General features: G+C 65.8%; 33 protein-coding genes and 1 tRNA gene. 18 read left to right on the top strand and 16 right to left on the bottom strand.

What is annotated here, in order from left to right:
* Position 1: 1 nt before the first annotated feature.
* Complete coding sequence (locus AC1DCU_RS02395; RefSeq protein WP_442251530.1) at positions 2-265, bottom strand: hypothetical protein; 264 nt, start codon at positions 263-265, stop codon at positions 2-4.
* Positions 265-561, bottom strand: coding sequence for a hypothetical protein (locus AC1DCU_RS02390; RefSeq protein ID WP_025876254.1), 297 nt, complete (start codon positions 559-561; stop codon positions 265-267). The genes AC1DCU_RS02395 and AC1DCU_RS02390 overlap by 1 nt, the downstream gene beginning before the upstream one ends.
* A 419-nt stretch (positions 562-980) precedes the next feature.
* Here AC1DCU_RS02390 and thrS point away from each other — a divergent pair, with 419 nt between their 5' ends.
* The 11 genes from thrS (at position 981) to AC1DCU_RS02335 (ending at position 9435) form a co-directional block, all read left to right on the top strand.
* Positions 981-2882: a threonine--tRNA ligase gene (gene thrS / locus AC1DCU_RS02385; RefSeq protein ID WP_025876257.1), complete on the top strand. Its 1902-nt coding sequence runs from the start codon at positions 981-983 to the stop codon at positions 2880-2882.
* Between the two features lie 49 nt (positions 2883-2931).
* Positions 2932-3474 (top strand): translation initiation factor IF-3, encoded by a 543-nt coding sequence (gene infC / locus AC1DCU_RS02380; RefSeq protein ID WP_025876259.1) that lies wholly within the window; start codon positions 2932-2934, stop codon positions 3472-3474.
* A 273-nt stretch (positions 3475-3747) separates the two neighbouring features.
* Positions 3748-3945: a 50S ribosomal protein L35 gene (rpmI, locus tag AC1DCU_RS02375; protein ID WP_002811096.1), complete on the top strand. Its 198-nt coding sequence runs from the start codon at positions 3748-3750 to the stop codon at positions 3943-3945.
* Between the two features lie 10 nt (positions 3946-3955).
* Positions 3956-4315 carry a 50S ribosomal protein L20 gene (rplT, locus tag AC1DCU_RS02370; protein WP_005410435.1) on the top strand — a complete coding sequence of 120 codons (360 nt, stop codon included), beginning with the start codon at positions 3956-3958 and terminating at the stop codon, positions 4313-4315.
* A gap of 194 nt (positions 4316-4509) precedes the next feature.
* Complete coding sequence (gene pheS / locus AC1DCU_RS02365; RefSeq protein WP_032978609.1) at positions 4510-5505, top strand: phenylalanine--tRNA ligase subunit alpha; 996 nt, start codon at positions 4510-4512, stop codon at positions 5503-5505.
* A gap of 83 nt (positions 5506-5588) precedes the next feature.
* A complete protein-coding gene (gene pheT, locus AC1DCU_RS02360) occupies positions 5589-7970 on the top strand; it encodes a phenylalanine--tRNA ligase subunit beta (RefSeq protein ID WP_032978612.1) in 2382 nt (793 codons plus the stop codon).
* Between the two features lie 27 nt (positions 7971-7997).
* Complete coding sequence (locus tag AC1DCU_RS02355; protein WP_005410432.1) at positions 7998-8297, top strand: integration host factor subunit alpha; 300 nt, start codon at positions 7998-8000, stop codon at positions 8295-8297.
* Positions 8278-8634 carry a MerR family transcriptional regulator gene (locus tag AC1DCU_RS02350; RefSeq protein ID WP_005410431.1) on the top strand — a complete coding sequence of 119 codons (357 nt, stop codon included), beginning with the start codon at positions 8278-8280 and terminating at the stop codon, positions 8632-8634. Before AC1DCU_RS02355 ends, AC1DCU_RS02350 begins: the two co-directional genes overlap by 20 nt.
* A 67-nt stretch (positions 8635-8701) precedes the next feature.
* Positions 8702-8778 (top strand) — tRNA-Pro (locus AC1DCU_RS02345).
* Positions 8779-8896: 118 nt separating this feature from the next.
* Entirely contained in the window at positions 8897-9100 is a 204-nt protein-coding gene (locus AC1DCU_RS02340; RefSeq protein ID WP_025876303.1) for a hypothetical protein, read from the top strand.
* A complete protein-coding gene (locus AC1DCU_RS02335; protein WP_025876304.1) occupies positions 9094-9435 on the top strand; it encodes a low molecular weight protein tyrosine phosphatase family protein in 342 nt (113 codons plus the stop codon). The genes AC1DCU_RS02340 and AC1DCU_RS02335 overlap by 7 nt, the downstream gene beginning before the upstream one ends.
* Here the strand turns inward: AC1DCU_RS02335 and AC1DCU_RS02330 are convergent.
* From AC1DCU_RS02330 to AC1DCU_RS02320, 3 genes are all read right to left on the bottom strand, one after another.
* Positions 9405-9749, bottom strand: coding sequence for a GNAT family N-acetyltransferase (locus tag AC1DCU_RS02330; RefSeq protein ID WP_306415591.1), 345 nt, complete (start codon positions 9747-9749; stop codon positions 9405-9407). The two genes, AC1DCU_RS02335 and AC1DCU_RS02330, sit on opposite strands and share 31 nt — an antisense overlap.
* 101 nt (positions 9750-9850) lie before the next feature.
* Positions 9851-10204 carry a DUF6713 family protein gene (locus tag AC1DCU_RS02325; protein WP_282280005.1) on the bottom strand — a complete coding sequence of 118 codons (354 nt, stop codon included), beginning with the start codon at positions 10202-10204 and terminating at the stop codon, positions 9851-9853.
* Between the two features lie 59 nt (positions 10205-10263).
* Entirely contained in the window at positions 10264-10773 is a 510-nt protein-coding gene (locus AC1DCU_RS02320; RefSeq protein ID WP_088101307.1) for a DUF3011 domain-containing protein, read from the bottom strand.
* Between the two features lie 240 nt (positions 10774-11013).
* On the opposite strand from AC1DCU_RS02320, the gene AC1DCU_RS02315 reads away from it, so the two are divergent.
* Positions 11014-11415, top strand: a complete 402-nt coding sequence (locus tag AC1DCU_RS02315; protein WP_105164414.1) for a hypothetical protein — start codon at positions 11014-11016, stop codon at positions 11413-11415.
* A gap of 51 nt (positions 11416-11466) precedes the next feature.
* Here the strand turns inward: AC1DCU_RS02315 and AC1DCU_RS02310 are convergent, their stop codons facing one another.
* A complete protein-coding gene (locus tag AC1DCU_RS02310; RefSeq protein WP_099784890.1) occupies positions 11467-12159 on the bottom strand; it encodes an aspartate/glutamate racemase family protein in 693 nt (230 codons plus the stop codon).
* A gap of 137 nt (positions 12160-12296) precedes the next feature.
* On the opposite strand from AC1DCU_RS02310, the gene AC1DCU_RS02305 reads away from it, so the two are divergent.
* From AC1DCU_RS02305 to AC1DCU_RS02295, 3 genes are all read left to right on the top strand, one after another.
* The gene (locus AC1DCU_RS02305) at positions 12297-12929 is read left to right on the top strand and encodes a cation efflux transmembrane domain-containing protein (protein ID WP_025876315.1); all 633 of its coding nucleotides are present in this window, start codon (positions 12297-12299) and stop codon (positions 12927-12929) included.
* Positions 12930-13028: 99 nt separating this feature from the next.
* Positions 13029-13670 (top strand): LysE family translocator, encoded by a 642-nt coding sequence (locus tag AC1DCU_RS02300; protein WP_032978625.1) that lies wholly within the window; start codon positions 13029-13031, stop codon positions 13668-13670.
* Positions 13671-13774: 104 nt separating this feature from the next.
* Positions 13775-13948 (top strand): DUF1328 domain-containing protein, encoded by a 174-nt coding sequence (locus tag AC1DCU_RS02295; RefSeq protein WP_025876319.1) that lies wholly within the window; start codon positions 13775-13777, stop codon positions 13946-13948.
* A 25-nt stretch (positions 13949-13973) separates the two neighbouring features.
* Here AC1DCU_RS02295 and AC1DCU_RS02290 read toward each other — a convergent pair whose 3' ends face one another.
* The 5 genes from AC1DCU_RS02290 to AC1DCU_RS02270 all read right to left on the bottom strand — a co-directional run bounded on the left by AC1DCU_RS02290 (position 13974) and on the right by AC1DCU_RS02270 (position 16305).
* Positions 13974-14306 carry an SMR family transporter gene (locus AC1DCU_RS02290; RefSeq protein ID WP_032978627.1) on the bottom strand — a complete coding sequence of 111 codons (333 nt, stop codon included), beginning with the start codon at positions 14304-14306 and terminating at the stop codon, positions 13974-13976.
* 13 nt (positions 14307-14319) lie between these two features.
* Positions 14320-14892, bottom strand: a complete 573-nt coding sequence (locus AC1DCU_RS02285; RefSeq protein WP_134832865.1) for a TetR/AcrR family transcriptional regulator — start codon at positions 14890-14892, stop codon at positions 14320-14322.
* A gap of 78 nt (positions 14893-14970) precedes the next feature.
* Entirely contained in the window at positions 14971-15726 is a 756-nt protein-coding gene (locus AC1DCU_RS02280) for a transporter (protein ID WP_282280001.1), read from the bottom strand.
* A gap of 70 nt (positions 15727-15796) precedes the next feature.
* Positions 15797-16030 (bottom strand): DUF1653 domain-containing protein, encoded by a 234-nt coding sequence (locus tag AC1DCU_RS02275; RefSeq protein ID WP_442251529.1) that lies wholly within the window; start codon positions 16028-16030, stop codon positions 15797-15799.
* 11 nt (positions 16031-16041) lie between these two features.
* Positions 16042-16305: a hypothetical protein gene (locus AC1DCU_RS02270; RefSeq protein WP_033831612.1), complete on the bottom strand. Its 264-nt coding sequence runs from the start codon at positions 16303-16305 to the stop codon at positions 16042-16044.
* A gap of 416 nt (positions 16306-16721) precedes the next feature.
* Here AC1DCU_RS02270 and AC1DCU_RS02265 point away from each other — a divergent pair, with 416 nt between their 5' ends.
* From AC1DCU_RS02265 to AC1DCU_RS02255, 3 genes are all read left to right on the top strand, one after another.
* The gene (locus AC1DCU_RS02265) at positions 16722-16928 is read left to right on the top strand and encodes a hypothetical protein (protein ID WP_025876332.1); all 207 of its coding nucleotides are present in this window, start codon (positions 16722-16724) and stop codon (positions 16926-16928) included.
* Between the two features lie 130 nt (positions 16929-17058).
* Positions 17059-17622: a DUF3011 domain-containing protein gene (locus AC1DCU_RS02260; protein WP_032978638.1), complete on the top strand. Its 564-nt coding sequence runs from the start codon at positions 17059-17061 to the stop codon at positions 17620-17622.
* Between the two features lie 174 nt (positions 17623-17796).
* Positions 17797-18000, top strand: coding sequence for a hypothetical protein (locus tag AC1DCU_RS02255; protein ID WP_032978640.1), 204 nt, complete (start codon positions 17797-17799; stop codon positions 17998-18000).
* 150 nt (positions 18001-18150) lie between these two features.
* Here the strand turns inward: AC1DCU_RS02255 and dxs are convergent, their stop codons facing one another.
* From dxs to AC1DCU_RS02230, 5 genes are all read right to left on the bottom strand, one after another.
* Positions 18151-20058 (bottom strand): 1-deoxy-D-xylulose-5-phosphate synthase, encoded by a 1908-nt coding sequence (dxs, locus tag AC1DCU_RS02250; protein ID WP_032951912.1) that lies wholly within the window; start codon positions 20056-20058, stop codon positions 18151-18153.
* 105 nt (positions 20059-20163) lie between these two features.
* Positions 20164-20829: an HNH endonuclease gene (locus tag AC1DCU_RS02245; RefSeq protein WP_025876340.1), complete on the bottom strand. Its 666-nt coding sequence runs from the start codon at positions 20827-20829 to the stop codon at positions 20164-20166.
* 404 nt (positions 20830-21233) lie between these two features.
* Entirely contained in the window at positions 21234-23024 is a 1791-nt protein-coding gene (locus tag AC1DCU_RS02240; RefSeq protein WP_025876341.1) for an acyl-CoA dehydrogenase C-terminal domain-containing protein, read from the bottom strand.
* A gap of 65 nt (positions 23025-23089) precedes the next feature.
* Positions 23090-23566 (bottom strand): LEA/WHy family protein, encoded by a 477-nt coding sequence (locus tag AC1DCU_RS02235; RefSeq protein WP_025876342.1) that lies wholly within the window; start codon positions 23564-23566, stop codon positions 23090-23092.
* A gap of 163 nt (positions 23567-23729) precedes the next feature.
* The gene (locus AC1DCU_RS02230; protein ID WP_025876343.1) at positions 23730-24296 is read right to left on the bottom strand and encodes a lipocalin family protein; all 567 of its coding nucleotides are present in this window, start codon (positions 24294-24296) and stop codon (positions 23730-23732) included.
* Positions 24297-24457 lie beyond the last annotated feature (161 nt).

The following is a 24457-nucleotide window of genomic DNA, read 5'->3' as shown; positions in this document are numbered from 1 at the left end:
CTCATTGCACTGCGCCGGCCAGGCGCAGCAGGCCGAGTACGGCAAAGCCCAGGGCCGCGCCACCTGCCAGGGTCAGCCAGGCGCGCAACGGGCTGCGGAAACTGAAGGCCCACAGCGCGGCCAGCATCCACAACGGGACGAACGCGATCAGGCTCGGCACCAGGGCTTTCTGCCAGGGCCCCGGCGGCAGCCATGCGACCAGGCCGGTCGCCGCAGCGGCAAGGAAGAAGCCGGCGAAGATGCCGGCCAGTGCGCGCGACCACATCAGCGCGGCTCCACATCGGGGCGGTGCCACGCGGCCAGTGCCGGCAGCAGCATGGCGGCCAGCATCCAGGTGCACAGCATGGCCACCAGGCCGGCGGCAAAGCCCAGTTCGGCCATCCACAGCCACAGCGCAGCGACTGCAGCGACCAGGCCGATCTGCCGGCCCAGGCGCCCGGCACGGCGCAGGCGTGGCCAGCGGCAGTGCGGGGAGGCGGCATAGAAGGCCAGCGCGGAGAACATCGCCGACAGCATGCCGAGGCTGCAGAAGCCCAGGGTCGACAGGCCAACGGTGATCATCGGGGGCTCCGGGCCCGGCATACGGCCGGTGAACGCGGGGCACGGGCGGGACCGGCAGGCGCCGGTCGGGGCGGGTGGCGCATTGCAGGATCCTGGGGGGAAGCGGGCAGGCCGGCACGGGGCGGGCTGCGCGGACATGGTAATCATTGCGTTTTCACGCCGCCAGCCAGCGCCATTCAGGCACCGCTTGGGCTTTGTCCGCCGCTGGTTTAAGATCACGGGCAACCACATCCTGGAACCAAGGTGGCCCGCGCACTGCGCCGGCCGAGCGTGCGACATGAGCACTACCACCGCCCACTGTTGACCTGCCCCGAAGGCCCTGCATTCCAGGCGCCCTCGCGGCGCTTTTTTATTGCCCGGACGACAGCCCGGGAGCGCTTTCCAGCCCGCCACGGCGGGCCCCGCATGAAGCCATTGCAATGATCACGATTACCCTTCCCGACGGCAGCCGCCGCGAATTCGAAAACCCCGTCAGCGTCATGGACGTCGCCCAGTCGATCGGCGCCGGCCTGGCCAAGGCCACCATCGCCGGTTCGGTGGATGGCGTGCTGGTCGATGCCAGTGACGTCATCGACCACGATGCGTCCCTGCGCATCATCACCGCCAAGGACGAGGAGGGCGTGGAAATCATCCGCCACTCCAGCGCCCACCTGGTCGGCCACGCGGTCAAGCAGCTCTATCCGGACGTGAAGATGGTGATCGGCCCGGTGATCGCCGAGGGCTTCTACTACGACATCTACTCCGAGCGCCCGTTCACCCCCGAAGACATGGCGGCGATCGAAAAGCGCATGGGCGAGCTGATCGCGCAGGACTACGACGTCATCAAGAAAGTGACGCCGCGCGCGGAAGTCATCGAGATCTTCAAGGCCCGTGGCGAGGACTACAAGCTGCGCCTGATCGAGGACATGTCGCCTGACATCCAGGCGATGGGCATGTACTACCACCAGGAATACGTGGACATGTGCCGCGGCCCGCACGTGCCGAACACGCGCTTCCTGAAGGCCTTCAAGCTGACCCGCATTTCCGGCGCCTATTGGCGCGGCGACGCGCAGAACGAGCAGCTGCAGCGCGTCTACGGCACCGCCTGGGCCGACAAGAAGCAGCTCGATGCGTACATCAAGCGCATCGAAGAAGCGGAGATGCGCGACCACCGTCGCATCGGCAAGCAGCAGGACCTGTTCCACCTGCAGGAAGAGGCCCCGGGCCTGGTGTTCTGGCACCCGAAGGGCTGGGCGCTGTGGCAGGTGGTCGAGCAGTACATGCGCAAGGTGTACCGCAGCACCGGCTACGGCGAAGTGCGCTGCCCGCAGATTCTGGACGTGTCGCTGTGGCAGAAATCGGGCCACTGGGACAACTACCAGGACGCGATGTTCTTCACCGAGTCGGAGAAGCGTACCTACGCGCTCAAGCCGATGAACTGCCCGGGTCACGTGCAGGTGTTCAACCAGGGGCTGCACAGCTACCGCGATCTGCCGATCCGCTACGGTGAGTTTGGCGCCTGCCACCGCAACGAGCCCTCCGGTGCGCTGCACGGCATCCTGCGCGTGCGTGGCTTCACCCAGGACGACGGTCACGTGTTCTGCACCGAAGACCAGGTCGAGGCGGAAGTGACCGCGTTCCACCAGCAGGCGCTGGCGGTGTACCAGCATTTCGGCTTCGAGGAGATCCAGGTCAAGATCGCGCTGCGCCCCGAATCGCGCCTGGGCGATGACGCCACCTGGGACAAGGCAGAGGGCGCGCTGCGCTCGGCGCTGTCCAGCTGCGGGGTGGAATGGCAGGAGCTGCCGGGCGAGGGCGCCTTCTACGGCCCGAAGATCGAGTACCACCTGAAGGACGCCATCGGCCGCACCTGGCAGCTGGGCACCATGCAGGTCGATTTCATGATGCCTGGCCGTCTGGGCGCTGAATACGTGGACGAAAACAGCCAGAAGAAGCATCCGGTGATGCTGCACCGGGCCATCGTCGGTTCGATGGAGCGTTTCCTGGGCATCCTGATCGAGCACCACGCCGGCCAGTTCCCGGCCTGGCTGGCGCCGACCCAGGTGGTGGTGGCCAATATCACCGATGCGCAGGCTGAATACGTCTCTGCGGTGACCAAAAGCCTTGCGGATCAAGGCTTCCGCGTCAGCGCCGATTTGCGTAACGAGAAGATCGGCTATAAGATTCGCGAGCACACGCTGCAGCGCGTGCCGTACCTGCTGGTCATTGGTGACCGCGAGAAGGAAAACGGCGCTGTGGCGGTGCGTACGCGTTCTGGCGAAGATCTCGGCAGCATGAGCCTCCAGGCTTTCACCGAGCGGCTCCAGGCCGAGGGCGCGTAAACAAAGGTCCGGCCCGTGCGCATTGGCGCCCGGGCCGGGTTCGACACCCTTGGGAGATCGCAATATCAGTACCCCTGACAACAAACAGAACCGCAAGAATCAGGAAATCCGTGTGCCGCGCGTCCGCGTGATCGGCAGTGACGGAGAAATGATCGGCGTGTTGACGCGAGACGAAGCGTTGTCCATGGCCGAAGATGAAGGCCTGGACCTGGTCGAGATCCAGCCGCAGGCCGACCCGCCGGTGTGCAAGATCATGGACTTCGGCAAGTTCAAGTTCGAAGCCCAGAAGAAGGCCAGCGAGGCCAAGAAGAAGACCAAGCAGGTCGAGATCAAGGAAGTGAAGTTCCGTCCGGTCACGGACGAGGGCGACTACCAGATCAAGCTGCGCAAGATGCGCGGTTTCCTTGAAGAAGGCGACAAGATCAAGGTCAACATCCGTTTCCGTGGCCGTGAAATGAGCCATCAGGAACTGGGCCGCGAGATGGCTGGCCGGATCGAAGCCGATCTGGGCGAAGACATCGTCATCGAATCCCGTCCGCGCCTGGAAGGGCGTCAGATGGTGATGATGATCGCGCCGAAGAAGAAGACCTGACGCCTGACGGGCTGCCTCGCGGGGCGCCTGGCGGCTGAATGGATGAAGGTGAAGGGACGCCGCTGGCGTCCTTTTGCTTTTCCGGGGCGGGCAGGGCCGGTCTCGGTGTGAAAACGGTGTGGGGGCTGGTTACAGGGCGGATTTGCCTGTATCATGCCCGGCTCGACCCACCCAGGACGGGTCGTACGCCGATCATGGCAGGACGGAAAGAGCGGCCCAGGCCGCCGCCAGATCAGTCAGAAACCAGGGTCATATCCCATCAAGGACATTGCAATGCCCAAGATCAAGACCAACCGGGCAGCGGCCAAGCGTTTCCGCAAGACCGCCTCGGGCAAGTACAAGTGCGGCCACGCCAACCGTAGCCACATCCTCACGAAGAAAGCGACCAAGCGTAAGCGTAACCTGCGTCAGACGAATCACGTCCGCGCAGAAGACGCAGGCCGTCTGGACCGCATGCTTCCCTACCTCTGAGGACTGATACATGGCACGAGTAAAGCGTGGCGTACAGGCGCGTCGCCGCCACAAGAAAATCCTTGATCTGGCGAAGGGCTACTACAATGCCCGTCGCAAGGTCTTCCGCGTCGCCAAGCAGGCGGTCATCAAGGCACAGCAGTACGCCTACATCGGCCGTAAGCAGAAGAAGCGCAACTTCCGTTCGCTGTGGATCACCCGCATCAACGCGGCTGCCCGCATCAACGGCCTGAGCTACAGCCGTTTCATGAACGGCCTGCTGAAGGCTGGCATCACCCTGGACCGCAAGGTTCTGGCTGACATCGCCGTGCACGACGCAGCTGGCTTTGCTGCACTGGCCGAAAAGGCCAAGGGCGCACTGGCGGCATAAGTCCTTCCCGATGCCGTTGCCGTTCACGGAGAACGGTGTCAGGTAGAGGCAATGCATGGGGAAGGGCGCAAGTCCTTCCCCATTCTTTTTTGTGCCGGGCGCAGCCGTGCAGATGGCGGGCGACCGGCAAGCGGTTGCGACGGCGCGGCCCTTCGCGCATCGCGATGGCAGACCGACTGGAGTTCCGGCTACCCATGAGCGACATCCAATCCCTCACTTCCCAGGCGCTGGCCGATGTGGCCGCCGCGCAGAGCCCGGACGCGCTGGAGCAGCTGCGCGTGGCCCTGCTTGGCAAGAGCGGCAGCATCACCTCGCAGCTCAAGCAGCTCGGTGCGCTGCCGGCCGACGAGCGCAAGGCGGCCGGTGAGGCCATCAACCAGGCCCGCGACGCGCTGAGCAGCGCGCTGGGCGAGCGCAAGGCGGTGCTGGAAGATGCTGCGCTCGATGCGCGGCTGGCTGCCGAGGCGATCGACATCACGCTGCCGGGCCGCAGTGGCGAACGCGCCGGCCTGCACCCGATCACCCGCACCCTCGAGCGCATCACCGGCATCTTCGGCCGGCTGGGCTACGAGTTGTCCGAAGGGCCGGAGATCGAGGACGACTGGCACAACTTCGAGGCGCTGAACTTCCCGCCGCACCATCCGGCGCGCGCCATGCATGACACCTTCTACTTCGGTGACGGCCGACTGCTGCGCACGCATACCTCCGGTGTGCAGGTGCGCTACATGGGCGAACACCAGCCGCCGCTGCGCATGATCGCCGCCGGCAAGGTCTACCGCAGCGACAGCGACCAGACCCATTCGCCGATGTTCCACCAGGTCGAAGGCCTGCTGGTTGACGAGCATTCGACCTTCGCCGACCTGAAGGGCACGCTGTCCGAGTTCGTGCGTGCGTTCTTCGAGCGCGATTTCGAGATGCGCTTCCGCCCCAGCTACTTCCCGTTCGTTGAACCCGGCGCGGAAGTGGACATCGCCTGGCAGCAGCCCGATGGCAGCACCCGCTGGCTGGAAGTGCTCGGCTGCGGCATGGTGCACCCGAACGTGCTGCGCAACGTCGGCATCGATCCGGAACGCTACACCGGCTTTGCCTTCGGCATGGGCGTGGAGCGTTTCGCGATGCTGCGCTACGGCGTCAACGACCTGCGCGCGTTCTTCGAAAATGACGTGCGCTTCCTCAAGCAGTTCGCGTAACGCATAAGGTAGCGCCGGGCCATGCCCGGCGGACTCAACAACGCAGGCCCAGGCGCATGCGCCGGGCCCACCAGGGTGAACCCATGAAATTCTCCGAAAACTGGCTGCGCAGCCACGTCCCGACCACTGCCTCGCGCGATGAGCTCAGCGCGGTGCTGACCGCCATCGGCCTGGAAGTGGAAGACGTGACCGCGCTTGGCGATGGCCTGCAGCACGTGGTCGTCGCGCGTATCGTCGAAGCCGAGCGCCATCCCGAAGCCGACCGCCTGCAGGTGTGCAAGGTTGATGCGGGGCAGGCTGAGCTGCTGCAGATCGTCTGTGGTGCGCCGAATGCACGACCGGGCCTGGTCGCGCCGCTGGCGATGGTCGGTGCGCAGATCGGTGAGTTGAAGATCAAGCCGGCCAAGCTGCGCGGCGTCGAATCCAACGGCATGCTGTGCTCGGCCAAGGAGCTGGGCCTGGACAACGATGCCTCTGGTTTGCTGGAACTGCCGGACGACGCGCCGGTCGGCCAGTCCCTGGTGGAGTACCTCGGCCTGCCGGATGCCAGCATCGAGATCAAGCTGACCCCCAACCGCGCCGACTGCTTCAGCATCCGCGGCATCGCCTATGACGTCGCCGCAGCGACGCGCAGCGAAGTACTGGATTTCATCGCAGCACCGATCGCTGCCCAGAGCAGCCGCGAGCTGGCAATCCAGCTCGATGCCGGTGCCGAAGCGCCGCGGTATCTGGGTCGTGTCATCGAAGGAGTCAACGCCGCGGCGAAGACCCCGTTGTGGATGGCCGAGCGCCTGCGCCGCAGCGGCGTGCGCCCGGTATCGCTGCTGGTCGACATCACCCAGTACGTGATGCTTGAGCTGGGCCAGCCGATGCACGCCTACGATCTCGGTACCCTGCAGGGCACGATCAGTGTGCGTCGTTCGCGCGCAGGCGAAAGCCTGAAGCTGCTGGATGGCCGTGATGCTGCGCTGGACGACAGCTTCCTGGTGGTCACCGACGCTGATCGCGCGGTCGGCCTGGCCGGCCTGATGGGCGGCTTCGACACGCGTGTTACCGATGCCACCACCGCCGTGTTCCTGGAAGCGGCGCACTTCGCGCCGGCCGCGATCATGGGCCGCGGCCGCAAGCTGGGCCTGCACACCGATGCCGGCCACCGCTTCGAGCGTGGCGTCGACCCGGCGCTGCCGCGTACTGCCATCGAATACGCCACCCGCCTGGTGCTGGACCTGGCCGGCGGTACCCCCGCACCGGTTACCGAAGCGGTACGAGAGGCCGACCTGCCGCAGCCGGCGACGATCCTGCTGCGCCGCGCGCGCATCACCCGCGTGCTGGGCATCACCATCGAAGACGCCGAAGTCGAGCGCATCCTGCGCGCGCTGGGCATGGACGTGGTCGCCGCTGGCGAAGGCTGGCAGGTCACCGCGCCGAGCCGCCGCTTCGACATCGCCATCGAAGAAGACCTGATCGAGGAGCTGGCCCGGATCCACGGTTATGAGCAGATCCCGACCACGCTGCCGGGTGGCGCATCGCGTGTCGCGATGCCGTCCGAGACCCAGCTGGACGCGCTGAGCGTGCGCCGCCAGCTGATCGCACGCGATCTGCAGGAAACCGTCAATTTCGCCTTCGTCGACGATGGCCTGCTGGGCCAGTGGCAGCTGCGCGAGGATCTGGTGCCGCTGGCCAACCCGCTGTCGGCCGAGCTGGCGGTGATGCGCCCGTCGCTGCTGCCGGGCCTGGTCGCCACGCTGGGCCGCAACGCCGCCCGCCAGCTCGGCCGGGTGCGCCTGTTCGAGCTTGGCCGGGTGTTCGCGCAGCAGGCCGGAGATGGCCAGCCGGCGCCGCTGGAAACCCCGCGCGTGGCCGCTGCGGTCTGCGGTGAAGCGCAGGCGGTGCAGTGGGGCCTGCCGACCCGCAAGATCGATTTCCATGACCTGAAGGGCGACCTGGAATCGCTGGCCGCGGCCAGTGGCGCGGTCCTGGAGTTCCGCCCATCCTCGCGTGCCTACGGCCATCCGGTGCGTTCGGCCGAGGTGTTCCGCGACGGCCTGGCCATCGGCTGGATCGGCCAGATCCATCCGCGCCTGGCCAAGGCGATGGACATCGACGTGGACGTGTACGCCTTCGAGCTGGATCTGGAAGCGCTGTCGGCCCGTGCGCTGCCGCGCGCCGGTGAACTGTCGCGCTACCCGGCAGTGCGCCGCGACCTGGCCTTCCTGGTGCCTGAACAGGTGGCCTGGAGTGACCTGGCCGCGACCATCCGCCAGGCTGCCGGTCCGCTGCTGCGCGAGCTGAACCTGTTCGATCGCTATGTCGGCCAGGGCGTCGAGCCGGGATTCAAGAGTCTCGCTATGGGCTTGATTTTGCAGGACAAGTCGCGCACTCTGACGGACCGCGACGTGGAAGCGGTAGTGGCCGAGGCGGTCACTGCCATCGAGCGTGAACACCACGCCCGGATCCGCGGCTGAGCGGGCAGCACTCGGGGGTAGCAGGCAATGGCATTGACCAAGGCGGAGATGGCGGAAAAGCTGTTCGACGAAGTCGGTCTGAACAAGCGGGAAGCCAAGGAATTCGTCGACGCGTTCTTCGATGTGCTGCGTGAAGCATTGGAACAGGGACGTCAGGTGAAGCTGTCGGGCTTTGGCAATTTCGACCTGCGGCGCAAGAACCAGCGCCCAGGTCGCAACCCCAAGACCGGCGAGGAAATTCCGATTTCCGCCCGTACGGTGGTTACCTTCCGTCCGGGCCAGAAGCTCAAGGAGAGGGTGGAAGCTTATGCTGGATCCGGGCAGTAACCGCGAACTTCCGCCGATTCCGGCCAAGCGCTACTTCACCATTGGTGAAGTCAGCGAACTGTGCGACGTCAAGCCGCACGTGCTGCGCTACTGGGAAACCGAGTTTCCCAGTCTCGAGCCGGCCAAGCGCCGTGGCAACCGTCGTTACTACCAGCGCCACGACGTGCTGATGGTGCGGCAGATCCGCAGCCTGCTGTACGAACAGGGCTACACCATCGGTGGCGCGCGCCTGCGCCTGGATGGTCCGGATGCGCGCGAGGAATCGGCCTTGAGCAACCAGATCATCAAGCAGGTGCGGATGGAACTGGAAGAAGTGCTGCAACTGCTGCGTCGCTGACCCATTTCCGCCGTAATCCGCTATACTTCACGGCCCGCCGCACTGGCGGGCACATCGCAGCATCAGTCGGGGCGTAGCGCAGCCTGGTAGCGCATCTGCCTGGGGGGCAGAGGGTCGTCGGTTCGAATCCGGCCGTCCCGACCACTGTGATGTAACAGACAAGCCTGCGCAGCGATGCGTGGGCTTTTTTGTTGCGGCGTTGTATCCTGCGCGCACTCGTACTACCGCGGCTGCTGAACCCGGTACTCACGAGAACACGATCATGGAAACGCAAAGGAACCGCGCCTGGAGGCGCTCGCAGTCGCGCCACCACGCTGGCGACCACACGGCAGCACCGTCGATCTTCAAGCCGGAAAAGAACTGGAAGCTGATGTATACGCGCGGCGACAAGCTGCTGCGGGCGCGCCAGCTGGGTTTCACCTATCCAGTCCTCAGCCCGCGGCAACTGCTGGACCAGGAATGTTGAACCTGTTGTTTGTCTGCAGTCGCAACCAGCTGCGCAGCCCCACCGCTGAAGCGATGTGGCAGCGCCGGCCAGGTATCAGTGCGCGCTCGGCAGGCACCAGCCCGCATGCGCGCCGGCCCATCAGCCCAGCGGACATCCGCTGGGCTGATGTCATCTTCGTGATGGAGCCCAAGCACCAGCATCGGCTGCAGGCGAATTTTGCCCGCCTGCTTGAACACACGCCGCTGCACTGCCTGGATATCCCCGACGACTATCGCTGCATGGATCCGGCGCTGATGGCGCTGCTGGAAGCGAAGGTCGCGCCCTACCTCACATCGTCAGTAGCGAAGCGGTAGATCAACTCCGGATCGCCTTCGTCGAGGCCGTGCACGATGCCGCACTGCTGGAAACCAGCGGCTGCCAGCAGCCGCTGCATGTTGGCGTTGGATTGGTTGGTGGAGGTGAAAAGCCTGGCACCTGCGCTGCACGACGTGGCATGCAGAAGCAGCGCGCTGCCGACGCCGTGTCCGCGCAGTGGCGCGGCGACCATCAGCATCTCGATGAAGGCTTCACCGAAGAAGTGCCGGTGCTGGACCCGGTAGCCGGCCAGCGTGTCGTCGAGTTCGGCGACGTGCATGTGGCCGTCCGCCAGCCATTGGCCGATCTGCACGGCACGCCGTGGGTCATCGGCCGCAACGCTGTCCAGGGCGATCAGTGCCGGAAGATCCGTGCACACGGCCGCGCGTATCCGAACTGCTGGAGCCCGCACGTTCATCGCCGACGGATGCGCAGCAGCAAACCGCTGCCGCTGACCAGGCAGGCCAGAAGCGTGAGCAGCGACAGGGGCAGGTGGAATTCATCGCGACCGGCCGCAGCGAAGCCTGCATGGATGAGGGCTGTGCCGATAGCCAGCGCGCCGCACAGCAGTGCGTAGCGGCGCGCAGAGCCCAGGCCGAGCACGACCTGACGGTAACCGTGCAGCAGTACGCCGATGGCAAGCAGATTGAAAAGCAGGAATCCCTGGATGCCGCCGGGCACCTGGAACATCCGCCACTCCTGCCAGAACGCGGCATCGATCTGATGCAGCAGCAAGGACATCATCGTTGCCAGGTACCAGCGTTCCATGCGGTGTTTCCTGCTGCGGGAGCTTCATTCTAGCGATGATGGGCCCGCAGCCATCGCACTCAGTAGACGCGGAATTCGGCGCGGCAGCCGTCGCTGACCCATACACCGCGTCGGTCCCAGCCCCAGTTGCGGTCCTCGGTGCAGGGGGTGACCGATTTCTGCTTGACCAGCCGCACGTCATGACGGACGCGGATGCGGCACTGTTTCTCCTTGTTTTCGTAGGATTCGCAGACCAGGCGCTCGCCATCGCGATCACGGTCACGCCCACGCCCGGGCCAGCGGCCACGCCCGCGCTCTTCGGCGACGAATTCGGCGCGGCAGCCGTCGGTAACCCACAGCATGCCGCGGCGCTGTCCCCAGTTGTCATCTTCAACGCATCGCGTCACCGACAGCTGCCGCGCCAGTCGCGCGCGTCCTTCGAACGGGCACTGCTGGGTCTTGTTGAAGTGCGATTCGCAGGTCGTGCGCGGCGACGATTCGCTGTCGTAATCCTGGGCCGAGACAGTCGTTGCGGCCAGCAGCAGGGCAAGTGCAGAGCCGCCCAAGGGCAGTAGCAGGCGAAGGCTCATTGAAACCTCGGTTTGGGGATGGGACGCAAGAATGGCGCACGTATGGCGCTCTGCGACGACTGCGGGTTGCGCTGGCTCAGGACGGATTTATAAGTGTGCGACGGCGCATGCAGGGCGTTACATCCCGTATCATCCCGGGCACATCCGATTGCATCGGTTTACAGTTTTTTACACGTTCCAGCGCTTTCGGACGCGGCCTTCGGGCATCGCCCGTGGCCGCTGGCGCGGGTGCGGACAAGGATGTGCGGACCACGACGACCACAGGGGGTTGCGTTGATCAGCAGTATCGTCATTCATCGGTCGGCCGGCGCAGGCGCGGCCGACGTGCAGGTCCTGGACACGACGTTCAAGGGCAAGCGTGTTTTTGTTGCGTGGGGCCTGCGTGGCCTGGAACTGACCCGCGAAGCCGAGCCGGAAGATACGGTTGCGGCCCGCGATGCCTTGCGGCGGGTTTCCCGCCAGGCCGACGGGCCGCGCAGCAGCGAGATTTTCATTGCCAGCCAATCGGGCGTGGCCATCAGTGTCTACCGGATGCTGACCGAAGCCCGCAGCGGCGACGCCGTGTTCTTCCTGTGCGATTCGCCACCGGTGGTGGAATGGCTGGTTACTTCGCTGGAAGTGCAACCCGAATTGCCTGCGTGACCGGACGCCTGACCGTGCAGTCGAGCCTGCTCGACTGCACCCCGCCGTGGGTTACGCCAACGCTGCGTCCACTGCCGCGCGTGCATGCAGGGTCGTGGTGTCGAACAGCGGCACCGGGCTGTCTTCGGCGCGTACCAGCAGCATGATCTCGGTACAGCCGAGGATGATCGCCTGGGCACCGCGGGCAACGAGGCGTTCAATCACTTCGACGTACACCTGCCGTGATCGCTCGTTGACCACCCCGGCGATCAACTCCTCGTAGATGATCGCGTGCACCTCGCGGCGGTCATCGGCCTCCGGAACCAGTACGTCCAGGCCGAAGCGCTCGCTCAGGCGGCCACGGTAGAAGTCTTCCTCCATGGTGAAGGCGGTGCCGAGCAGGCCGACACGCTGCAGACCGGCCTGCACGATCGCCGTGGCAGTCGGGTCGGCGATATGCAGCAAGGGCAGCGGGCAGGCCGCCTCGATCTCAGCAACGAGCTTGTGCATGGTGTTGGTGCAGATCAGCAGCAGGTCGGCGCCACCGGCCTGCAGCCGCTGTGCGGCATCGACCATCTCGTTGCCCAGGGCATTCCAGTCGCCGTCGTGCTGCAGCTGCTTGATGCGGGCGAAATCCAGCGACCACATCAGCAGCTGCGCAGAATGCGCGCCGCCCAGCCGCGCGCGTACCTCTTCGTTGATGAGGCGGTAGTACTGCGCCGAACTCTCCCAACTCATGCCACCGATCAGGCCAAGCGTCTTCATGCGTGTCTCCGTGCCGGGGAAGCGCCATTGCAGCACAACAGGGGCCAGGACGTGCAATTGTGGGTGGACCCGCCGCAGCAGCTGCCGACGGGCCTGATTGGCGTGATAATGGGGTACGACAGGCAGAGGGCAGGGCGATGGGCGAATGCTGTGGCTGCGGCAAGACGCTGGATGTGGCAGCCATGCAGGCGCGCCACCGGCGCGTGCTGTGGATCGTCCTGCTGATCAACCTGGCGACCTTCCTGATGATGGTCGGCGCGTCCTGGTACAGCCATTCCTCCTCGTTGCTCTCCGGTGCGCTGGACAACCTGGGCGATGCGGCGACCTATCTGCTGAGCCTGCTGGTGGTGGGGGCCGGCGTGGCGGCCAAGGCGCGGGTTGCGTTGTTCAAGGGCGTGCTGATCCTGGCTGCGGCCGTGGCAGTGGCGGCACAGATCGGATGGCGGCTGGCGCATCCGCAGGTTCCCCTGTTCGAAAGCATGGGCCTGGCCGCGCTGTTGAACCTGGCTGCCAACGGTTTCTGCCTGTGGCTGCTGACGCCGTATCGCAATGATGACGTGAACCTGGCATCGGCCTGGGAATGCGCACGCAACGATATCTTCGAGGGCGTTTCGGTGGTGCTGGCGGCGGGGCTGGTGGCGCTGTTCGGTGCCGGTTGGCCGGACCTGCTGGTCGCCATCGCGCTGCTGGTCGTGTTCCTGCGCTCGGCGCTTCGGGTGCTGCGCATCGCGATGACCGAGCTGCGCGCATCGCGCATTGCCACCGGCTGAGCCGCACCGGCTGTAACCGTCGAATCGACCCCGGACTGTACATGGTGGTGACAGCCGCTGCGCACTATCCTTGCAGGGATTATTACGGTGGATGAAGTGATGGCCCTGCATACCTGGTGGTGGTTCCTGGCGACAGTCTTCGTGCTGTGTGGCACGCCGGGCCCGAACATGCTGCACATCCTGGGGCGCAGCGTCGGCCTGGGCTTCCGTCGCAGCGTGCCGGCCATGGCCGGTTGCCTGCTGGCGATGCTGCTGGTGCTTGCGGCGTCCGCGGCCGGCCTGAGCGCGGTGCTGCGATCATCGCCGATGCTGTTCGATGTGCTGCGCTACCTGGGTGTGGCCTACCTGGCCTGGCTGGGCATCAAGGCGTGGCGGGACAGCTACCGGCAGGCGCCGGTGGCGACAGACGTCGATGCAGCAGCGCTGGCGCCGGTGCACGGTGCCTGGGCAGTGTTCCGTGGTGGCCTGCTGGTGGGGTTGAGCAATCCCAAGCTGCTGCTGTTCGCCGCCGCGTTCCTGCCGCAGTTCGTCGACCCCGCGCGTGGCCAGGCCGTGCAGTACACGGTGCTGGTGGCGACCTTCGCCACCTGCGAACTGTTCTGGTACGTGATGTATGCCGCAGGCGGGCATGGGCTGCGCCGTTGGCTGGCAAAGCCATTTGCGCAACGCTGGTTCGAACGCCTGGTCGGCAGCGTGTTCCTCGCTTTCGCAGTGGCGCTGCTGCGCTTCCGGCCGCGCTGAGCGGGTTCGTTTCACGCCGCGCCTGCGACCTGTTCACGCGTGTGGCATCGCGGCGTACCTAACCTGATCCCACCTTCAGTATTCCCGCCAGGGAGAGGATCGACATGATCAAGTGGGCCATCATTTTCGCCATCATCGGCCTGATCGCCGGTGCGCTGGGTTTCGGCGGCATCGCCGGCGCTGCCGTGGGCATCGCGAAGTTCCTGTTCTGGGCCGGCATCATCATTGCCGTTGTGCTGTTCGTGCTTGGCATGACCGTCGCCAAGAAGGTCGCCTAGCCCGGGTGTTCGTGCAGCAGCGCGTTCAATGCGCGCTGCTGTGCGAGAACAGGTTGATGACCAGCACGCCGGCACAGATCAGGCCGATACCGATCAGCGCCGGAGCGTCCAGGCGCTGCTTGAACACCAGCAGTCCGATCAGCGAAATCAGCACGATGCCGACGCCGGACCAGATCGCATAGGCGATGCCGGTGGGGATCGACTTCATCGTCAGCGACAGCAGGTAGAAGCACACGCCGTAACCGGCAAGCGCGCCCAGCGTGGGACCGAGCCGGGTCATGCCTTCGGATGCCTTGAGCAGGGACGTGGCGATCACCTCCAGCACGATCGCACCGGCCAGGTAGAGATATGGGTTCATCGAATCCTCCTGCTCATGCCGGTTCGCACAGCTTCAGTGCCTCCAGGGCCATGGCCTGGGCATTCTGGCGCTCGTTTTCGTCCAGCGGCCGCCCATAGGCGGTGGCCCAGTAACCATCGGCAACGCAACGCGCGGCGTACAGGCGCGGATCGCTGGCTTCATCCGGGAACTCGGCGAGCATGCCGCGCAGCCACGTGCGCCAGTAGACCAGAAGCGCCGGCTCCAGCATGTTGCCCATGGTGAGCCCGATGTCGTTGATCTGCTCCTGCTGCAGCAGATGCTCGAAATTCACCTGCACATAGGCACGGCTGAAGCCGCCATGGCGGCGCGGGGACTGTCGCAGCACCGCACGCACTCTGTCCTCGAAGTCGGCGATGAGCGAGGTCAGCGTCGCCTCGATCAGGTCCTGCTTGCTGCTGAAGTGATGGAACAGCGCGCCCTTGCTGACACCGGCGGCGTCGGCGACGTCCTGCACGGTGAGGGCCGCCAGCCCATTCTGGCCGAGGGTATGGGCGGTCGCGTGCAGCAGTGCCTGGCGCACGCTGTCGGGCGCCTTGCGGCGGGAGCGGGGAGGGGATTCTGTCATGGGGGGAACGAAACCGACTGGACGGTATGATTGTAGCGCGGGGGCGATGCGCCCGGCGCGCACGATCAGGTCTTGAGCTCACTGCATATAGAACGCGATGCCGGTGCCGAGCTGCAGGTCGGGGCTGTTGCGATTGAGGCCCAGGTCGAACGAGGCGTCCAGCTGCACGTTCGGCCGCAGCATCCAGGTCAGCCCTGCGCCGGCGATGGCCTCGTCGGGTTGCTGGTTGGCGTGGGTGAAACCGGCTTCGAGATAGGTGCCAAGCCGCTCGGTCACGCTCAACGAGAGGCTGGGCGACCAGGTGGTGCTGCGCTGGCCGGCGCCACGCTGATGACTGCCATACAGCGCGCCGCTCCAGCGGTCGTTGAAGCTGTGCTCGACGCTGGCGGCCAGCGCGTACTGGCGGCCGTCGCTGAAGGCTGCATCGCCACGCGCGATCACCCCGCTGGCCAGCAGCGCCCACGCCGTGCGTTCGGTACTGCCGGGACCTGCCCATTTCACTCCGACGGTGCTGTCGCCGGCGCCGCGCTGCTGCGTGCGCGGCAGGTCGGGGCCACGTTCTCGCTGACGCTGCCATGGCGTGGACGCCAACTGCAGTTCCCAGCCCGGAGCCAGCCCGGTGCGCAGCAGCAGGTCGCTGGACAGCGTCGTCGTGCGCAGGCCGTCGCGATCACGCTCACGTTGATAGCTGGGCAGGCCCAGTTCGACGGCAAGGCCGCCACGCGGCACCGTGTCGGTGCCGAAGCCGATGCCGGGACGATCGAAGCTGGGAGGTTCCGCGCCCAGCACCGGGGTGCTGGCCAGCGACAGGGCGATCAACAGGGTGTGGCGCATGCGGGTTCCGTCTCGCAGGGGATCTTCAGCATGCCCGGCGATACCGTGCGCGCGGCGTGAGCCGCACCGCTCAGTCGCTGATGCGGGCGAAACGCGCCTGCGGGCCGTGCTCGCCGGGCACCTGCTCAATGAACATCGCATAGGGCCGCACCCACAGGCCGCCCTCGCCATACAGAGTGCGGTAGAGAACCATCGGCTGCAGCGTCTCACTGCTGCGGACGATGTCGATCACTTCGTACTCGCCACCCTTGAAGTGGCGGTAGCGGCCAGGTGCCAGCGCGGGCAGCGGGGTCAGGTCGGTCATTGGTGGGCCCGTTACCTGCGTGCCGGCGACGCCGGGGTGGCGCAGTAGGCATCGATGGCTTCGGCGGTGTTGGCCAGGCCCTGCGCCTGTGCCAGTTCCCACGGGCGCTCGCAGCGCTGGCTGCGTTCGCACCACTGATAGCCGGCCGAACCGATGCAACCGTGCGCATCGCGATCGCCACCGACCACGGGTGTGGCGGCGTCATGGGTGACTGGTTTTTCCGGGCTGGCACACGCGGCCAGAGCCAGCAGCGGGATCAGCATCAGGACTTTCATGGGCGCGGCTCCGTGCCGTAAACCGACAGTCTGTTCGGTCCCGGCAGCAGCGGCAAGCATCGCTGGCCGATCCTCAACTCAGCGATGCGCGGACCAGTTCCTCGATCAATACCACGTAGCTGGCGGCGAAATAGAACTTCAGCAGCGTCGAACGCTGCAGTGGAAGCGAGGTGCGCATGTGGAAGGGGCCCCTGTTGATGACGATAGTGTGAAGCGCGGCTGACTTCGTGACAAGGGTCACGGAACGGGTTTCCTAAATGGCCTCAGGGATGTGATGGGGGGCGCTTTCTGAGGCGATGGTGGGGAGTTTTCGGATAAATCCGATAGGTCTTCTCCGGGGCGCTGGCTAGGCTGGTCGGGCATCGGAGATCGGCCTTGCGCCGGTCCCCGATTTCCCAGAACCGCAGGAGCCCACCATGGTCATCACTGTCCAATGCACCGCCCAGCGCTGGTCCGTCCTGGATCCGCAGACACGCGCGACCGAAGTGTTCAGCACCGGTGCGGCCGCCTTCGATGCCGCTGCCTCGCGGGCCAGCGAGCATCACTGCCGTACCGGCCAGCACAGCACCGTGCGCGTGGAAGCGCTGGGCACAGCGGTCGACGCGCTGCACTTCGGCCGCTGAGCCACCGCAGCCGCAGTCAGTTGCGGTTGGGTTGGTTGAATGGGGGAAAAACCGCCGTCGCGGCTCCCTCTGTGCGCCACGCCGGGAATCCCTGATGCTTGCCTCCACCGTATTCACCTGGAGACAAGGGATGGGCAAGGGACTCACTTGGCGCACCGTGGCGTGCACCGTGTTGCCGATGATGGCTGCCGCTGGCGGCGTGCAGGCGCAGAACTATGGCTACGACGATCGCTACGATGATCGTGGTGGCAATGGCATCGTGCGCTGCGAATCGATCAAGAACCGCAGCAACGAGTGCCGGCTGGAAGGGCGTGCGCGCATGATCCGCCAGTTGTCCGGCTCCCCCTGTGTGGAAGGTGAGACCTGGGGCCAATCCCGTTACGGTGTCTGGGTTACCCAGGGCTGCCGTGCCGAATTCGTCGGTGAATACCGGCGGCCGGGCGGTGGCGGCGGTGGTTGGGGTGGCGGTGGTGGCAACGGCTGGGGCGGAAGCCAGTGGGGTGGTGGTGGCCAGGTGATTGCCTGCCATTCCAATGACCGGCGCCAGCAGTACTGCGATGCGCAGGTTCGTCGCGGCGTGCGTCTGGTACGACAGGAATCGCGCAGTGCCTGCATCGAAGGCCAGACCTGGGGCTGGGACCGCCGTGGCATCTGGGTCAGCAATGGCTGCAGGGCCCAGTTCCAGGTGAATTGAGCGGTTGTCGCAATCGGCTCAAGATCAGAAAAATCTGATAGCGATCACACTTCTTTCCTCGTATTGTCGACTCCCGGGACGCCTTGCGCGTCCCGGTTCGCACTGGCCATTCCTGTCGCGCCTGGTGCGGTCATTCTCTCGTCGTCGATACGCTGTTCAAGGAGTGAGCAACGCATGTTGATCCGACTGCAATGTGAGCAGCGCCAATGGCGCGTGCTGCACCCGGACAAGCCGGAGCCGATTGAGTTCCGCGATGGCGTCCGTGCCTTCGATTTCGCCGAAACCCTGGCCCGCCTGCATTTCACCGATACCGGCCAGCGCGCCTCGGTGCGGGTGGAGTCCAGCGGTGCGTTTGTCGAGGCGATCAGCTACGGCTGAGCACGCCGCTTGTCGGCACGGTCCGCGCCATCCACGCTTGGCGTGGATCTGCTTTTGCGCCACCAGCAATCTGGTAGATCCACGCCAGGCGTGGATGAGGAACCTGGGGAGCCACGCATGGCTTGGCCCCACCAGACCCCTGCAACGCTCTCAGCCCGCCGCGCTCAACGGCGGGTTGCCGGCGGCCAGCTGCGGCCAGCGCTTGAGCAGCGCCGCACGGATGCCGGCCGCATCGATGCCGGCCTCGGCCAGCAGGTCCTCGCGGCTGGCGTGATGCTGGAAGGCATCGGGCAGGCCCAGGTGCAGGATCGGACGCAGCACATCCTCGGCATTGAGCAGTTCGGCCACGGCCGAACCTGCGCCGCCCGCCACCACGTTGTCTTCGATCGTCACCAGGGCGTCGTGCTGGTTGGCCATGGCAAGTACCAGTTCGCGATCGAGTGGCTTGATGAAACGCATGTTGACCACGCTCAAACCCAGTTCGCGACCCACCTGTTCGGCGGCGGCGACGGTGCTGCCGAACGCGAGCAGGGCGACGCGGTTGCCTTGCAGGCGCAGCTCGCCCTTGCCGATCGGCAGGGTCGACAGATCGCTGCCGGCATCCACGCCGGTACCGCTGCCGCGCGGGTAGCGCACCGCAGCCGGGCCGGGGTGCTGCAGGCCGGTGCTGAGCATCTGCCGGCACTCGGCTTCGTTGGAGGGTGCCATCACCACCATGTTCGGCACGCAGCGCAGGAAGCTGAGGTCGAGGTTGCCTGCGTGGGTTGCACCATCCGGGCCGACGACGCCGGCGCGATCGATCGCGAACAGCACATCCAGGTCCTGGATGGCCACGTCATGCACCAACTGGTCGTACGCGCGCTGCAGGAAGGTGGAATAGATCGCCACTACCGGCTTGCCGCCCTGGGTGGCCATGCCTGCGGCCAGGGTCACCGCGTGCTGCTCTGCGATGGCCACATCGAAGTAGCGCTGCGGATATTCCCTGCTGAAGCGCACCAGGCCCGAGCCTTCGCGCATTGCCGGAGTGATGCCATACAGACGCGGCTCGGCTGCGGCGGCGTCACACAACCAGTCGCCAAACACATCGGTATAGGTGGGCTTCTTCGCGCCGGTCTTGGCCACCAGGCCCTTGTCCGGATCGAACGGGCCCACCGCGTGGTAACCGATCTGGTCGCCTTCGGCCGGCTCGTAACCCTTGCCCTTGGTGGTCATCACATGCAGCAGCTTCGGGCCCTTGGAGGCACGCAGCGTCTTCAGCGCGGACAGCAGCGCCGGCAGGTCATGGCCATCGATCGGGCCGGTGTAATGGAAGCCCATTTCCTCGAACATCGTGGACGGCACGAACATGCCCTTCCAGTGTTCTTCCCAGCGCTTCACGAAACGTGCGGGATTGTTCTTCTTGTCGCCGAGGATCTTCTTGCCGCCTTCGCGCAGCGCATTGAGCGTGCGGCTGCCGGTGGCGCGGCCGAGCATCTTGGTCAGCCCGCCCACTGCCTCGGAAATCGACATGTTGTTGTCGTTGAGGATCACCAGCAGGTTCGGTTCCGGTTCCATGCCGCCGGCGTGCATCAGCGCTTCGAAGGCCATGCCGGCGGTCATTGCACCGTCGCCGATCACGGCCACGACCTTGCGATCATCACCTTCGGTCTGGCGCGCGATGGCCATGCCCAGCGCTGCGGAGATCGAGGTCGAGGAGTGGCCGACACCGAAGGTGTCGTACTCGCTTTCCTCGCGCTTGGGGAACGGCGCGACGCCATCCTTCTGCTTGACGGTATGGATCTCGTCGCGGCGACCGGTGAGGATCTTGTGCGGATAGGTCTGGTGGCCGACGTCCCAGACCAGCTGGTCGACCGGGGTCTGGTACAGGTAGTGCAGGGCCACGGTGAGCTCGATCACGCCCAGGCCGGCGGCGAAATGGCCACCGCTTTTGCCGACCGATTCGATCAGGTAGGCACGCAGTTCATCGGCGACCGCCGTCAGTTCGGATTCGTCGAACGTGCGCAGGTCATCCGGTGTCTGGATGCGCGCGAGGCGGGGATAGCGGGCAGAGTCGATCATCATGTTCGCACTTGTTCTGAACGCCCATTTTCGCCCTCAAACGGGGGTGGGGCAAGCAAACGCCGCCGCCCGTGACAGGACGGTGAGGGTTGCATTCCCGGATGTTCAGGTGCAGAGCTTGGAACGCTTGGGCAGCTGGGCCCTCAGGAACGCCATCTGGTCGGCCAGGATGTTGCGGTTGGACAGGATCAGGTGCTCGATCCAGCTCGGCCGGTACGGCACCGCCAGCAGCGGCATGCCGGCCTGTTGCGGGGTGCGGTCGCTCTTGCGCGAATTGCAGTGGAAGCAGGCGGTGACTACGTTTTCCCAGGTATCCAGGCCGCCTTTGGACAAGGGCATGACGTGGTCGCGGGTCAGGGTCGGGCGTCCGAACTGCTGTCCACAGTAAAGACAGAGATGGGCATCGCGGGCGAACAGGGCCGGGTTGGTCAGGTTCGGTGTCGGGTCCAGTGCACGCGAGCGGGCATGGCCGCGCGCGGCGATGATCGGGTGCAGGTCCATTCCGCTCTGCATGCCACTGCGACGATTGGTCCCACCGTGGATGTGCAGGCAGGGATCGCCGAGGGTCCAGGCGACGGCATCGCGGGCGTAGAGGCAGGCGGCGTCCTGCCAGGTGATCCAGTCCAGGACCCGRCCATGACCATCCAGTGAGAGCAACCGGACCGTGCCGGGGCGATGCAGCGTCGTGGCGTTGGGCGATGCTTCGGCGCCCGGAGCAGAAAACGGAGCTCCGGCTTCGATCAGACCCAAGCGTGTAGTGTCTGTCTCCATCGGGAAAACAGCTTATACCTGAATCATTGCGATTTGGGTATCGCCCGGAGGGCGAAACCMAAATCGCAAGATTCAGGTCCGCGCATTCTTCCTATCCCCCGCGCCGTCGGCGCGCCCCCTTTAACAAAAGGGGGCTTTTCTCCAGAGGCATTACGGATGGTTTCCATCCACGCTTGGCGTGGATCTACCGGGAAATTGTCGAAGGCGGGGTGGGGCCGGTTGCGGGGGCGTGAGCGCCATGGATGGCGCGATCGAGGCTACAGGGACGTACTTGCGCCGTCCCCCGCAATTGGACCCACCCCGCCATCCCGCAGGAAACCAGCTGTTGCTGTTGCTCCAGCTGTTGCGGTTGCCGGCCAGCGGCCGGCACTACCGTGGGTGCCGGGTGCCGGGTGCGGCCCGGCTCAGGCGCCGAAGCGTTCGTCGTCCATTGCCATCAGCGGTGCGGCGCCCGCCTGGATGGCGGCGGCGTGGCTGAGGGTGCGCGGCAGCACGCGGGCGAAGTAGAAGCGCGCGGTCTCGCGCTTGCCTTGGGCAAACGCCGCACCGTGTGCGCTGGCATCGGCGGCGGCAACGCTGCGGGCCCACCAGTAGGCCAGCACCACATAACCCGAATAGAACAGGTAGTCGTAGCTCGCTGCGCCCAGTTCGTCCGGATTGGCGGCCGAACGCTGCAGCACGTCCATCGTCAGCTTGCCCCATTCGGCGGCCTTGGCGCGCAGCGGGCCGATGAACTCGGCCAGGCTCTCGTTGCCTTCATTCGCCTTGGCGAACGCTTCGATCTCGGCCAGCATCAGTTTCAGGCCAGCGCCCTGGCTGGACGCGGTCTTGCGGCCGATCAGGTCCAGCGCCTGGATGCCGGTGGTGCCTTCATACAGCGTGGTGATGCGGGCATCGCGGGCCAGCTGTTCCATGCCGTGCTCGCGGATGTAGCCGTGGCCGCCGAAGCACTGCAGGGCGTTGTAGGTGTTCTCGATGCCCCATTCGGTCTGGCAGGCCTTCGAGATCGGGGTCAGGAAGCTCACCAGGGTGTCAGCGCGCTCGCGCTCACCGGCATCGTCTGCATGGTGGGCGACGTCGATCAGGGTGGCCGCATGCAGGGCCAGCAGGCGGCTGCCTTCCACCAGCGACTTGATGGTCAGCAGCATGCGGCGCACGTCCGGATGCACCAGGATCGGGTCGGCCGGCTTGTCCGGGAACTTGGCGCCGCTGAGCGAACGCGACTGCAGGCGCTCGCGGCTGTACTTCAGCGCGTTCTGGTAGGCGCGCTCGGACAGGCCGATGCCCTGCAGGCCGACACCCAGGCGAGCAGTGTTCATCATGGTGAACATCGCCTGCAGGCCCTTGTGCGGCTGGCCGACCAGGTAGCCCTGGGCGCCATCGAAATTCATCACGCAGGTGACCGAGCCCTTGATGCCCATCTTGTGCTCGATCGAGCCACAGCGCAGCGCGTTGCGCTCACCGACGTTGCCGTCGCGGTCGACCTTGAACTTCGGGGTGACGAACAGCGAGATGCCCTTGGCGCCCGGGGGAGCATCGGGCAGCTTGGCCAGCACCAGGTGCACGATGTTGCCGGTCAGGTCGTGCTCGCCGGCGGTGATGAAGATCTTGGTGCCGGTGATCGAATAGCTGCCATCGGCGTTCGGCTCGGCCTTGGTCTTGAGCAGGCCCAGGTCGGTGCCGCAATGCGGCTCGGTCAGGCACATGGTGCCGGTCCAGCGGCCTTCGATCAGCGGCTTCAGGAAGGCCTCGTGCTGCCAGGCTTCGCCGTGCTGCTTCAGCGCTTCGATGGCGCCGTGCGACAGCAGCGGGAAGTTGCCCCAGGCCAGGTTGGCGGCGTTGATCATTTCATTGAGCGGCACGCCCAGCGTGTGCGGCAGGCCCTGGCCGCCCAGTTCCGGCGCCGCAGTCAGGCCGGTCCAGCCGCCGTCGACGAACTGGTCGTAGGCCTGCTTGAAGCCGGGTGGGGTGGTCACTTCGCCGCTGGCCTGGTCGAGCACGCAGCCGATCTCGTCGCCCACGCTGTTGAGCGGGGCCAGCACGCTGGCGCTGAAGCGGCCGGCTTCTTCCAGCACGGCATCGACGACATCGGCGGTGGCGTCGGTGAAGCCAAGACGGGCGAACAGCGGCTCGACCTTCAGCACATCGTGCAGGCCGAAACGAAGGTCGGAAAGCGGGGCGGTGTAGCTGCTCATCGGTGCGTCTCGATTTGATCAGTAACAGGAGGAGCGGCGCGATGCGTCGCGGCGGAAAGCGGAGATCAGCGCAGCACGCCGGGCAGGCCCGGGGCCTGGTTGAGCGTGCTGCGGCTGTTGATATCGAAGGTGCGCTGCTTCTTTTCCTGCGGCGTGGCCGACACCGTGCCCTTCAGGCTGTAGGCGAGGGTGCGGTTGCTGGCCAGTGCGTCGGCGATCACCAGGCGTGCGGCCGGGCTGGGCTTGAAGTTCACGTTGATGACATCGGCGGAGACGCCGCCGATGGAGATGCCCGGCTTGGCCGACAGCGGGCCGGCCTCGGTGTCGCCGATGGTCAGGGCCAGTGCGACGTCGTCGAAACTCATCGGCATCGAACTGTAGTTCTGCAGGCGCAGAGCGACAGTCCAGTCGCCATTGGCCTGCACGGTCAGCTGCTGCAGGCTCGCGGCCGGTTCCGAAACGCGCTTGACGATGCCATCGCCGCAAGCGACCAGGGCCAGGGTGCACAGGACGATCAAGACGGTACGGAAGCGGTGGAACATGGGCGCAGGTCCTCTGAAGGCGGTGCGTGGGATAAGCATACTACGGCGTATGGTGGAAAGGGTCGCCCGTGGCGACCGGCCACAGAGGGTAGCGCGTGAAGATGCACGCGAGGCGTGCGCGATGCTGGATTGCGGACGTTGCGTGCGCCGGTCGGGCGGCGCCTCAGTCGGCGGGCGCGTCGCGCACGGGCGCGTCGTGCACGGGCGCCATCAGACGCAGCGGCGCCAGGTCGTAGCCCATCGCTTGCGCCTTCGCCTTGAGCTGGTCGAACAGGGCGCGGTCCATCTCCGGCAGGCGCGCGAGGATCCACAGATACCTGCGGCCGGGCTCACCGACCATTGCCCACTGGTAGTCCGGGTCCAGCGCGATCACCCAGTAGTCGGCCCAGACCAGAGGCACCCAGCTCAGCCAGTCGGGAACGAAGCGTACCTGCAGCTGGCCGGGCTGCCCCGCAACGGGCCGCGCCACACCCTCGGCGACAATCCGCTCGCCATCGGCCTTGCGGCAGGCGTTGGTGACGCTGATCCGGCCATCGCGGCGCAGCCCGTAGTTGGCAGTGATCTCGCCCACGCACTGCTTCTGGAACGACACCGGCAGATGTGCGATCTCGTGCCACTGGCCGGCATAGCGATCGATGTCCAGTTCGCTGACCGCGCGCACGGGCTCGGCAGCGAGTGCCGGTGCGGCGAAAAGCAGCAGGCAGGCGAGCAGGGCAGGGTGCAAGCGCATTGGTCGGCTCCGGGCAGGAGTCTGGAGCGTAGGTTGCACAGCACGCGGAGGTGTGAATGTTTCGTCAACCCACGTGCCGCATCCGCGCAGGATCGATGCGGCGCGATCCATGTCGTGCGTGGACGGAACGTCACGGACAAAAAAAAGACCTGCATTTCTGC

It is taken from the genome of Stenotrophomonas sp. 10L48 (assembly GCF_056395105.1).
Note: the sequence above shows the minus strand (reverse complement) of the source record. Positions and strands in the feature narration are given on the sequence as shown.